General features: G+C 55.7%; 10 protein-coding genes, 4 tRNA genes and 1 rRNA gene. All 15 read left to right on the top strand.

Going from position 1 to position 10,938, the window contains the following annotated elements; translation table 11 throughout:
• Positions 1-172: 172 nt before the first annotated feature.
• The 15 genes from rrf (at position 173) to rpoB (ending at position 10,884) form a co-directional block, all read left to right on the top strand.
• A 5S ribosomal RNA gene (gene rrf / locus AC1DXW_RS18710) occupies positions 173-288 on the top strand.
• A 137-nt stretch (positions 289-425) separates the two neighbouring features.
• Positions 426-1,385, top strand: coding sequence for a bifunctional biotin--[acetyl-CoA-carboxylase] ligase/biotin operon repressor BirA (gene birA / locus AC1DXW_RS18705; protein ID WP_477760302.1), 960 nt, complete (start codon positions 426-428; stop codon positions 1,383-1,385).
• Positions 1,375-2,124: a pantothenate kinase gene (locus AC1DXW_RS18700; RefSeq protein WP_477756580.1), complete on the top strand. Its 750-nt coding sequence runs from the start codon at positions 1,375-1,377 to the stop codon at positions 2,122-2,124. The genes birA and AC1DXW_RS18700 overlap by 11 nt, the downstream gene beginning before the upstream one ends.
• Before the next feature lie 7 nt (positions 2,125-2,131).
• The gene (locus AC1DXW_RS18695) at positions 2,132-2,572 is read left to right on the top strand and encodes a hypothetical protein (RefSeq protein WP_477756581.1); all 441 of its coding nucleotides are present in this window, start codon (positions 2,132-2,134) and stop codon (positions 2,570-2,572) included.
• Between the two features lie 142 nt (positions 2,573-2,714).
• Positions 2,715-2,799 (top strand) — tRNA-Tyr (locus tag AC1DXW_RS18690).
• 25 nt (positions 2,800-2,824) lie between these two features.
• Positions 2,825-2,898 (top strand) — tRNA-Gly (locus AC1DXW_RS18685).
• Between the two features lie 26 nt (positions 2,899-2,924).
• Positions 2,925-3,000 (top strand) — tRNA-Thr (locus tag AC1DXW_RS18680).
• 173 nt (positions 3,001-3,173) lie between these two features.
• Positions 3,174-3,249 (top strand) — tRNA-Trp (locus AC1DXW_RS18675).
• A gap of 45 nt (positions 3,250-3,294) precedes the next feature.
• Positions 3,295-3,663 carry a preprotein translocase subunit SecE gene (gene secE, locus AC1DXW_RS18670; RefSeq protein ID WP_477760301.1) on the top strand — a complete coding sequence of 123 codons (369 nt, stop codon included), beginning with the start codon at positions 3,295-3,297 and terminating at the stop codon, positions 3,661-3,663.
• A 9-nt stretch (positions 3,664-3,672) separates the two neighbouring features.
• On the top strand, positions 3,673-4,206 hold the full coding sequence (gene nusG, locus AC1DXW_RS18665; protein WP_046041611.1) for a transcription termination/antitermination protein NusG: 534 nt from the start codon (positions 3,673-3,675) through the stop codon (positions 4,204-4,206).
• 117 nt (positions 4,207-4,323) lie between these two features.
• Positions 4,324-4,755, top strand: a complete 432-nt coding sequence (gene rplK / locus AC1DXW_RS18660; RefSeq protein ID WP_007933726.1) for a 50S ribosomal protein L11 — start codon at positions 4,324-4,326, stop codon at positions 4,753-4,755.
• Positions 4,755-5,450 carry a 50S ribosomal protein L1 gene (rplA, locus tag AC1DXW_RS18655; protein ID WP_003186095.1) on the top strand — a complete coding sequence of 232 codons (696 nt, stop codon included), beginning with the start codon at positions 4,755-4,757 and terminating at the stop codon, positions 5,448-5,450. The genes rplK and rplA overlap by 1 nt, the downstream gene beginning before the upstream one ends.
• A 198-nt stretch (positions 5,451-5,648) precedes the next feature.
• A complete protein-coding gene (gene rplJ / locus AC1DXW_RS18650) occupies positions 5,649-6,149 on the top strand; it encodes a 50S ribosomal protein L10 (protein WP_007970413.1) in 501 nt (166 codons plus the stop codon).
• A 75-nt stretch (positions 6,150-6,224) separates the two neighbouring features.
• On the top strand, positions 6,225-6,590 hold the full coding sequence (gene rplL / locus AC1DXW_RS18645; RefSeq protein WP_108218340.1) for a 50S ribosomal protein L7/L12: 366 nt from the start codon (positions 6,225-6,227) through the stop codon (positions 6,588-6,590).
• A gap of 220 nt (positions 6,591-6,810) precedes the next feature.
• Complete coding sequence (gene rpoB, locus AC1DXW_RS18640; RefSeq protein WP_108218341.1) at positions 6,811-10,884, top strand: DNA-directed RNA polymerase subunit beta; 4,074 nt, start codon at positions 6,811-6,813, stop codon at positions 10,882-10,884.
• Positions 10,885-10,938: the final 54 nt, after the last annotated feature.

The raw sequence follows: 10,938 nt of genomic DNA, 5'->3' as shown, positions 1-10,938 counted from the left end.
CGTGAGGCTTGACCATATAACACCCAAGCAATTTGACTACTCGAAAGAGCATCAGATTGCGGTGTGTGAAGACGAAAGAACCGAAAGTTCGACKCTCGCAAAACACCGAAAGCTATCACCTACCCAATTTGCTGAAGCGCGGCCAGCTGGCCACGACTCGGTACCCGAATTTCTTGACGACCATAGAGCATTGGAACCACCTGATCCCATCCCGAACTCAGCAGTGAAACGATGCATCGCCGATGGTAGTGTGGGGTTTCCCCATGTGAGAGTAGGTCATCGTCAAGATTAAATTCCGAAACCCCTATCTGCGCATGCAGGTAGGGGTTTTGTTTTTGTCCGCAGGAAAGCCACGGCTGCTGGATTTCTATGCAATCGCTCGATGCGTGGCTATCATGCGGGCCTCATTGTGAGGCGAGACCTGCATGCTGACGTTGTTAAAGCTTCTTAAAGATGGCCGATTCCATTCGGGTCAAGCATTGGGCGCCGCCCTGGGCGTCAGTCGTAGTGCTGTGTGGAAGCAGCTTCAGCATTTGGAAGCTGAGCTGGGTTTGTCTATTCATAAAGTTCGTGGGCGCGGCTATCAATTGTCCGCGCCATTAGCGCTGCTCGATCCTGCCGAGATAAGCGCTCAGGCGCATTCTAGCGCCTGGCCCGTCCAGGTTTACGACTCAATCGACTCCACGAACGCCGAGGCACTGCGTGCTATCGAGCGGGGGCAAGCGGCACCGTTTGTGGTGCTTTCGGAGCGGCAGACGGCCGGGCGCGGGCGACGTGGTCGCAAGTGGGTCAGTCCATTCGCAGAAAATGTCTATTACAGCCTCGTGCTACGCATTGATGGTGGGATGCGTCAGTTGGAGGGCTTGAGTCTCGTCGTTGGACTCGCTGTCTTGCAGACGTTGCGTGAGCTCGGTATTGCAGCCGCTGGATTGAAATGGCCTAACGATGTTCTTGTAGGCCAGAAAAAAATCGCGGGAATATTGCTGGAGTTGGTTGGTGATCCTGCTGATGTGTGCCACGTGGTCCTGGGAGTGGGAATCAATGTGAACATGCAGTCCGCTGACGAGGTGGACCAGCAATGGACATCCCTGCGGCTCGAGTCAGGCAAATTGTTTGATCGCAACCAATTGGTTGCGGTGCTGGGGGAGATGCTGCAGCGATACCTCGCTCGTCACCAAACGGGTGGTTTTTTGGCCATCCAGTCAGAGTGGGAGCAAAATCACCTGTGGCAGGGGCGAAGCGTGTCGTTGATTGCCGGCGTCAATCAAATTGATGGTGAGGTGCTTGGTATTGATGGCCAGGGCGCCTTGCGCCTGAAGGTGGATGGTGTGGAGAAAGTCTTCAGTGGTGGTGAATTGAGCCTGAGGTTGCGTGATGATTCTTGAGCTCGATTGTGGGAATAGTTTCATCAAGTGGCGCGTGCTTGCCGCTAATGCTGGGCAGGTGCTTGGTGAGGGGGTCGTCGATTCCAATCTCGCATTGCTTGAGGGGTTGGGGAGGCTCAAAGGGCTTGCCCTTACGTTTTGCCGGCTGGTGAGCGTCAGGACCGCGGAGGAAACCGCTGCGCTGACGTCGTTGCTGAGGGATGCCTTTGATGTGCCGGTTGTGTGCGCATCGCCTGCGCGCGAAATGTCAGGCGTGCGCAATGGGTATGAGGAGTTTGAGCGGCTGGGTCTGGATCGGTGGCTGGCAATGCTTGGAGGCTTTCATCTGGCTTCAGGTGCGTGCCTGGTGCTCGACTTCGGTACGGCCGTGACTGCTGACTTTATCGCGGCGGATGGAGAGCACTTGGGTGGTTTCATTTGTCCGGGGATGCCGTTGATGCGCAACCAATTGCGCACCCACACTCGCAAAATTCGTTATGGGGACCTGGCGGCTGAGCAGGCTCTGGAGAATCTTGTTCCAGGTCGCGCGACTGTTGAGGCTGTAGAGCGTGGCTGTTTGTTGATGTTGCGCGGCTTCGTATTGACTCAGCTCGAGTTGGCGCGCACCTACTGGGGTGAGGGCTTTGTCGTGTTTCTCACCGGGGGAGATGCGAGCCTGGTTTCTGAGGTCGTGCCTCAGGCCAGGGTAGTTCCGGACTTGGTGTTCGTCGGATTGGCCATGGCCTGTCCCTTGTCCTGAGGTTTTTATGCGTTGGTTGTTTCTGCTGCTGCTTGTCCTCAATGGCTTCTACTACATTTGGCATCAACAAGAGGCTCCTCTGCGCGCGAAGGATGTCACGCCTTTGAGTCTGTATCGCGGGTCTCAACAAGATATCCGCTTGTTGAGCGAGGCAAGTGACGTCTCCAAAGACAAGGGTAAGGCTGTCTCGACAGACAATGGCTGCCTTTATCTGGGCGGCTATACGCGCCAGGAGGCCGCGCAGGCGGTTGAGCGTCGTTTGAGCGGGATGGAGGTCAAGTATCAGTCCCTGCCGAAAGCTGCGACAGAAGGGGCAGGGTATTGGGTGCGTATCGCACCGGAAAGCCGGCGTTGGCTGGACGATCTGCAGCTACAAAACCTTTCTAAAGAATTCAATGAGTTAAAACATAAAATAATGCCGTGCGAGGGGGTTGCGCCCACTGAATAGTTTGCATAGAATGGCGCCCGCTCCACAGCGAACACCGGAAACGGTTAGCGATGTGAAGCGAGGTCAACGCAGCTAACCTCAAGATTTAATTGAGAAAATGCTTGACAGAAGGCTGGCATGATGTAGAATGCTGGCTCGCTTAGGAGGGGTTCCCGAGCGGCCAAAGGGATCAGACTGTAAATCTGACGTCTACGACTTCGAAGGTTCGAATCCTTCCCCCTCCACCATTTTTAGCGAGAGCTGTAAGCGCTCGCGGGTATAGTTTAGTGGTAGAACCTCAGCCTTCCAAGCTGATGATGCGGGTTCGATTCCCGCTACCCGCTCCAAGTTTACAGGTTTTGCACAGTGTTACGCTCTTGTAGCTCAGTTGGTAGAGCACACCCTTGGTAAGGGTGAGGTCAGCGGTTCAAATCCGCTCAAGAGCTCCATATAACAAGGCAGATATGAAAATATCTGCCTTTGTTTTAGGTGGTTGTGGTTGCGCCTCGTTGTGTTGTCGGGGTTTGCCGGTGCTGAGGTACTGGTATTGCAGCTGGAGTTGCCTGGTAGTGGTTGTAAAGTCTTTTTCGGGTCGGCATAATGGTCGGCCTGATTTTGTTTTAGGTCAGTAGCTCAATTGGCAGAGCGACGGTCTCCAAAACCGTAGGTTGGGGGTTCGATTCCCTCCTGACCTGCCAGATTCACTTGGTGTGTCTGGCTTTCTTTTCACAGGATCTTCATAGATGACTCCTAAAGCTGAAGCTCAAGGCTCTCGTTTCGACCTCCTCAAGTGGCTTGTAGTAGTCGCTCTGGTGGTTGTTGGCGTTGTTGGCAATCAGTACTWCTCTGCTTCGCCGATCCTGTACCGCGTACTCGCATTGCTCGCCATTGCTGCTGTAGCTGCCTTTGTAGGCCTGCAGACAGTCAAGGGCAAGTCTTTCTTTGTACTGGTTAAGGAAGCACGCACCGAAATTCGTAAAGTCGTTTGGCCAACTCGCCAAGAAACCACGCAGACCACCCTGATTGTGGTGGCTGTTGTTCTGGTTATGGCGTTGCTGTTGTGGGGTCTTGATTCCCTGCTCGGCTGGCTTGTTTCCTTGATTGTCGGCTAAGGGTGTCCCGTGGCTAAGCGTTGGTATGTTGTGCATGCTTACTCCGGTTACGAGAAGCATGTAATGCGCTCGCTGGTCGAGCGCGTAAAGCTGGCCGGTATGGAAGATGGCTTCGGCGAGATTCTGGTTCCCACTGAAGAAGTGGTTGAAATGCGTAATGGCCAGAAGCGCAAAAGCGAACGCAAATTCTTCCCTGGCTACGTGCTGGTGCAGATGGATATGAACGAGGGTACTTGGCACTTGGTCAAGGACACTCCTCGGGTGATGGGCTTTATCGGCGGTACTGCCGACAAGCCTGCACCGATCACCGATAAAGAAGCAGAAGCGATTCTGCGCCGTGTTGCTGATGGTAGCGACAAGCCGAAGCCGAAGACGTTGTTCGAGCCGGGCGAGTCGGTACGTGTCAATGACGGTCCGTTTGCGGACTTTACCGGTGTTGTTGAAGAAGTTAACTACGAAAAGAGCCGGATCCAGGTCGCAGTGCTCATTTTCGGTCGCTCTACTCCGGTGGAGCTCGAGTTCAGCCAGGTCGAAAAGGTCTAGTTGAGCAAAAATCCCAACCCCGCAGCCATAGGCTGTGGGGTTTTGTCGTCACTGGGATAAACGCGCAAGTAACCGGGGAGCCTCTCGAGGCRTTCGAACCCGTAATTGGAGTGCCTCATGGCCAAGAAGATTACCGCTTACATCAAGCTGCAAGTGAAGGCCGCTCAGGCTAACCCAAGCCCACCTGTTGGTCCTGCTCTGGGTCAGCACGGCGTGAACATCATGGAATTCTGCAAGGCTTTCAACGCCCGTACTCAGGGTCTTGAGCCAGGTCTGCCGACTCCAGTGATCATCACTGTCTACAGCGACCGTAGCTTCACTTTCGAAACCAAATCCACCCCTGCTTCGGTTCTGCTGAAGAAGGCGGCCGGTCTGACCAGCGGTTCCGCTCGTCCGAACACCGTTAAGGTTGGCACCGTGACTCGTGCTCAGCTGGAAGAAATCGCGAAAACCAAAAACGCGGATCTGACTGCAGCTGATATGGAAGCAGCCGTGCGTACCATCGCCGGTTCTGCTCGTAGCATGGGCCTTAACGTGGAGGGTGTGTAATGGCTAAGCTGACCAAGCGTCAAAAGGCTATCGCCGGCAAAATCGAAGCAGGCAAGGCCTACAACTTTGTAGACGCCGCTGCCCTGCTGGCCGAGCTGTCGACTGTCAAGTTCAGCGAGTCGTTCGACGTAGCTGTAAACCTGGGTGTTGACCCGCGTAAATCCGACCAGGTCGTTCGTAGCGCTACTGTGCTGCCACACGGCACTGGCAAGACCGTTCGCGTTGCTGTGTTCACCCAGGGTCCAGCTGCTGAAGCCGCTCTGGCTGCCGGCGCTGACCGTGTAGGCATGGACGACCTGGCTGCCGAAATGAAAGGCGGCGACCTGAACTATGACGTAGTTATCGCATCCCCGGATGCAATGCGCGTTGTAGGTCAGTTGGGTCAGATCCTCGGTCCACGTGGCCTGATGCCTAACCCTAAAGTCGGCACCGTAACTCCAGACGTAGCTACCGCGGTTAAAAACGCCAAGGCTGGTCAGGTTCGTTATCGCACCGACAAAAACGGCATCATCCACACTTCCGTTGGCAAGATCGGCTTCGACGCCGTCAAGCTGAAGGAAAACGTTGAAGCCCTGATCGCTGATCTGAAGCGTATCAAGCCAGCTTCCTCGAAAGGCATTTACGTCAAGCGCGTTACCCTGAGCACCACTATGGGCCCAGGTCTGGTCATCGACCAAAGCTCGCTCGACGCGTAAGACACAGATTGGCGCGAGCGATCGCGCCAATTGAAAAATTGGGGTCCCTGCCTGGCGGGGGCTATCCAAGACCGTAGGCGACGCAAGTCTTAAACCACAAGCCTACGCAGATGGTGCTCCCGGTTCCTTACCGAATCAGACACCAAAACGACATCCGGTTTCGACCAGATGAAACGGTAACAAGCAGGAGTTAAACCCGTGGCAATTAAACTCGAAGACAAGAAGGCCATCGTCGCTGAAGTCAACGAGGCTGCCAAAGTCGCTCTGTCCGCTGTCGTGGCTGATGCCCGTGGCGTAACAGTAGGCGCGATGACCGGACTCCGTAAAGAGGCTCGTGAAGCTGGCGTTTACGTACGTGTTGTACGTAACACCCTGCTCAAGCGCGCTGTTGCTGACACTGAATTCAGTGTCCTCAACGACGTGTTCACTGGCCCTACCCTGATTGCGTTCTCCAAAGAACATCCAGGCGCTGCTGCCCGGATCTTCAAGGAATTCGCAAAGGGTCAGGACAAGTTCGAGATCAAGGCAGCTGCGTTCGAGGGCAAGTTCCTCGCAGCTAACCAAATCGACGTACTGGCAACTCTGCCGACCCGTGACGAAGCAATTTCTCAGCTGATGAGCGTGATTCAAGGCGCTACCAGCAAATTGGCTCGTACTCTGGCGGCAATTCGCGACCAGAAAGAAGCTGCTGCAGCCTAAGGCTCGTCAACTTCTCGCGTTTTTTGTTTTTTTCGATGGTCGCGTAGGCCGTCCCCAATATCAGGAATTAGATTCATGTCTATCTCTCAGAACGATATCCTTGAAGCAGTTGGCAACATGTCCGTAATGGAAGTTGTTGAGCTGATCAAAGCTTTCGAAGAAAAATTCGGCGTTACCGCTGCTGCTGCTTCGGCAGGTCCTGCCGCTGCTGCCGCTGTTGTTGAAGAGCAAACTGAATTCAACGTCATGCTGCTGGAAGCTGGCGAGAAGAAAGTTAACGTGATCAAGGCAGTACGTGAACTGACCGGTCTGGGCCTGAAAGAAGCCAAGGCTGTAGTTGACGGTGCTCCTGCCATGGTTCTGGAAGCAGTGACCAAAGATGCAGGCGACAAAGCCAAAGCAACTCTGGAAGAAGCAGGCGCTAAAGTCGAGCTGAAGTAAGCATCGACTTTGCTCCTCCAGCCCGAGCGTTAAGCGACAGGCTGATGGCTGGTGGCTCTTGCCACCGGCCTTTTTCCGTTACTGGCAGCCGATTCGGTCGGTGCCGATAACGTGCTGTAACCACCCGATGCGGTGGCGCAAACCATGGGGTTTGCACGATTTTCTGGCTGCTCCCGTCGGGAGGGGCCAAACAAGCAGGTGACCAAGCTGGGGAACGCTGATGGCTTACTCATATACTGAGAAAAAACGTATCCGCAAGGACTTTAGCAAGTTGCCGGACGTCATGGATGTGCCGTACCTTCTGGCCATCCAGCTGGATTCGTATCGTGAATTCTTGCAAGCGGGAGCGACTAAAGATCAGTTCCGCGACGTGGGCCTGCATGCGGCCTTCAAATCCGTTTTCCCGATCATCAGCTACTCCGGCAATGCTGCGCTGGAGTACGTCGGTTATCGCTTGGGCGAACCGGCATTTGATGTCAAAGAATGCGTATTGCGCGGTGTAACTTACGCCGTACCTTTGCGGGTAAAAGTGCGCCTGATCATTTTCGACAAAGAATCGTCGAACAAAGCGATCAAGGACATCAAAGAGCAAGAAGTCTACATGGGTGAAATCCCCCTGATGACTGAAAACGGTACCTTCGTAATCAACGGTACCGAGCGTGTAATCGTTTCCCAGCTGCACCGTTCCCCGGGCGTGTTCTTCGACCACGACCGTGGCAAGACGCACAGCTCCGGTAAACTGCTGTACTCCGCACGCATCATTCCTTACCGCGGTTCGTGGCTGGACTTCGAGTTCGACCCGAAAGACTGCGTGTTCGTGCGTATCGACCGTCGTCGCAAGCTACCTGCCTCGGTACTGCTGCGCGCGCTGGGTTATACCACTGAAGAAGTGCTGGACGCGTTCTACACCACCAACGTATTCCACGTGAAGGGCGAGACCCTGAGCCTGGAACTGGTGCCTCAGCGCCTGCGCGGTGAAATCGCCGTCCTCGATATTCTGGATGACAAAGGCAAGGTTATTGTCGAGCAAGGTCGTCGTATCACTGCTCGCCACATCAACCAGCTGGAAAAAGCCGGGATCAAAGAGCTGGATGTGCCTCTGGACTACGTCCTGGGTCGTACAACCGCCAAGGTCATCGTGCATCCGGCAACCGGCGAAATCCTGGCAGAGTGCAACACCGAGCTGAACACCGAGATCCTGGCCAAAATCGCCAAGGCTCAGGTTGTTCGCATCGAAACTCTGTACACCAACGATATCGACTGCGGTCCGTTCGTCTCCGACACCCTGAAGATCGACTCCACCAGCAACCAACTGGAAGCGCTGGTCGAGATCTATCGCATGATGCGTCCTGGCGAGCCGCCAACCAAAGACGCTGCCGAGACCCTGTTCAACAACCTGTTCTTCAGCCCTGAGCGCTATGACCTGTCTGCGGTCGGCCGGATGAAGTTCAACCGTCGTATCGGTCGTACCGAGATCGAAGGTTCGGGCGTGCTGTGCAAGGAAGACATCGTCGCGGTACTGAAGACCCTGGTCGACATCCGCAACGGTAAAGGCATCGTCGATGACATCGACCACCTGGGTAACCGTCGTGTTCGCTGCGTAGGCGAAATGGCCGAGAACCAGTTCCGCGTTGGCCTGGTACGTGTTGAGCGTGCGGTCAAAGAGCGCCTGTCGATGGCTGAAAGCGAAGGCCTGATGCCGCAAGACCTGATCAACGCCAAGCCAGTGGCTGCGGCGGTGAAAGAGTTCTTCGGTTCCAGCCAGCTGTCCCAGTTCATGGACCAGAACAACCCGCTGTCCGAGATCACCCACAAGCGTCGTGTTTCTGCACTCGGCCCTGGCGGTCTGACTCGTGAGCGTGCCGGCTTCGAAGTTCGTGACGTACACCCGACGCACTACGGTCGTGTTTGCCCGATCGAAACGCCGGAAGGTCCGAACATCGGTCTGATCAACTCCCTGGCCGCTTATGCGCGCACCAACCAGTACGGCTTCCTCGAGAGCCCGTACCGTGTGGTGAAAGACGCTCTGGTCACCGACGAGATCGTGTTCCTGTCCGCTATCGAAGAAGCTGATCACGTGATCGCTCAGGCTTCGGCCACGATGAACGACAAGAAGGTCCTGATCGACGAGCTGGTAGCTGTTCGTCACTTGAACGAATTCACCGTCAAGGCGCCGGAAGACGTCACCTTGATGGACGTATCGCCGAAGCAGGTAGTTTCGGTTGCTGCGTCGCTGATTCCGTTCCTCGAGCACGACGACGCCAACCGTGCGTTGATGGGTTCGAACATGCAGCGTCAAGCTGTACCAACCCTGCGCGCTGACAAGCCGCTGGTAGGTACCGGCATGGAGCGTAACGTAGCCCGTGACTCCGGCGTTTGCGTCGTGGCTCGTCGTGGCGGCGTGATCGACTCCGTCGACGCCAGCCGTATCGTGGTTCGTGTTGCCGATGACGAAGTTGAAACCGGTGAAGCTGGTGTCGACATCTACAACCTGACCAAATACACCCGCTCCAACCAGAACACCTGCATCAACCAGCGTCCGCTGGTGCGTAAGGGTGATCGGGTGCAGCGTAGCGACATCATGGCCGACGGCCCGTCCACCGACATGGGTGAACTGGCGCTGGGTCAGAACATGCGCATCGCGTTCATGGCATGGAACGGCTTCAACTTCGAAGACTCCATCTGCCTGTCCGAGCGTGTTGTTCAGGAAGACCGCTTCACCACGATCCACATCCAGGAACTGACCTGTGTGGCCCGTGACACCAAGCTTGGCCCAGAGGAAATCACTGCCGACATCCCGAACGTGGGTGAAGCGGCACTGAACAAGCTGGACGAAGCCGGTATCGTTTACGTAGGTGCCGAAGTTGGCGCAGGCGACATCCTGGTCGGTAAGGTCACTCCGAAAGGCGAGACCCAACTGACTCCGGAAGAAAAACTGCTGCGTGCGATCTTCGGTGAAAAAGCCAGCGACGTTAAAGACACTTCCCTGCGTGTACCTACCGGTACCAAAGGTACTGTCATCGACGTACAGGTCTTCACCCGCGACGGCGTTGAGCGTGACGCTCGTGCCCTGTCGATCGAGAAGTCCCAGCTGGACGAGATCCGCAAGGACCTGAACGAAGAGTTCCGTATCGTTGAAGGTGCTACTTTCGAACGTCTGCGTTCCGCTCTGGTCGGCCACAAAGCCGAAGGCGGCGCCGGTCTGAAGAAAGGCCAGGACATCACCGACGAAGTTCTCGACGGTCTCGAGCACGGCCAGTGGTTCAAACTGCGCATGGCTGAAGATGCTCTGAACGAGCAGCTCGAGAAGGCTCAGGCCTACATCGTTGATCGTCGCCGTCTGCTGGACGACAAGTTCGAAGACAAGAAGCGCAAACTGCAGCAGGGCGATGACCTGGCTCCAGGCGTGCTGAAAATCGTCAAGGTCTACCTGGCAATCCGTCGTCGCATCCAGCCGGGCGACAAGATGGCCGGTCGTCACGGTAACAAGGGTGTGGTCTCCGTGATCATGCCGGTTGAAGACATGCCGCACGATGCCAATGGCACCCCGGTCGACGTCGTCCTCAACCCGTTGGGCGTACCTTCGCGTATGAACGTTGGTCAGATCCTTGAAACCCACCTGGGCCTCGCGGCCAAAGGTCTGGGCGAGAAGATCAACCGCATGATTGAAGAGCAGCGTAAAGTTGCCGAGCTGCGTAAATTCCTGCACGAGATCTACAACGAGATCGGCGGTCGTCAGGAAAGCCTCGATGACTTCTCGGACCAGGAAATCCTGGATCTGGCTCAAAACCTGCGTGGCGGCGTTCCAATGGCCACTCCAGTGTTCGACGGTGCCAAGGAAAGCGAAATCAAGGCCATGCTGAAACTGGCAGACCTGCCAGAAAGCGGCCAGATGCAGCTGACCGACGGCCGTACCGGCAACAAGTTCGAGCGCCCGGTTACCGTTGGCTACATGTACATGCTGAAGCTGAACCACTTGGTAGACGACAAGATGCACGCTCGTTCTACCGGTTCGTACAGCCTGGTTACCCAGCAGCCGCTGGGTGGTAAGGCGCAGTTCGGTGGTCAGCGTTTCGGGGAGATGGAGGTCTGGGCACTGGAAGCATACGGTGCCGCTTACACTCTGCAAGAAATGCTCACAGTGAAGTCGGACGATGTGAACGGCCGTACCAAGATGTACAAAAACATCGTGGATGGCGATCACCGTATGGAGCCGGGCATGCCCGAGTCCTTCAACGTGTTGATCAAGGAAATTCGTTCCCTCGGCATCGATATCGATCTGGAAACCGAATAACACGTGACGCGAATCGAGAGCGGGGCAGGATTGCCCGCTCTCTGCTCCGCCAGG

The organism is Pseudomonas sp. P4_C4 (assembly GCF_056402055.1).
This window is presented reverse-complemented; position numbering and strand designations above follow the sequence as displayed.

Bases quoted from the DNA above. Each gene is read 5' to 3' on its own strand.
- rplA (WP_003186095.1), top strand. From the start codon at position 4,755: ATGGCTAAGCTGACCAAGCGTCAAAAGGCTATCGCCGGCAAAATCGAA.
- AC1DXW_RS18700 (WP_477756580.1), top strand. From the start codon at position 1,375: ATGATTCTTGAGCTCGATTGTGGGAATAGTTTCATCAAGTGGCGCGTG.
- birA (WP_477760302.1), top strand. From the start codon at position 426: ATGCTGACGTTGTTAAAGCTTCTTAAAGATGGCCGATTCCATTCGGGT.
- rplK (WP_007933726.1), top strand. From the start codon at position 4,324: ATGGCCAAGAAGATTACCGCTTACATCAAGCTGCAAGTGAAGGCCGCT.
- rpoB (WP_108218341.1), top strand. From the start codon at position 6,811: ATGGCTTACTCATATACTGAGAAAAAACGTATCCGCAAGGACTTTAGC.
- AC1DXW_RS18695 (WP_477756581.1), top strand. From the start codon at position 2,132: ATGCGTTGGTTGTTTCTGCTGCTGCTTGTCCTCAATGGCTTCTACTAC.
- rplL (WP_108218340.1), top strand. From the start codon at position 6,225: ATGTCTATCTCTCAGAACGATATCCTTGAAGCAGTTGGCAACATGTCC.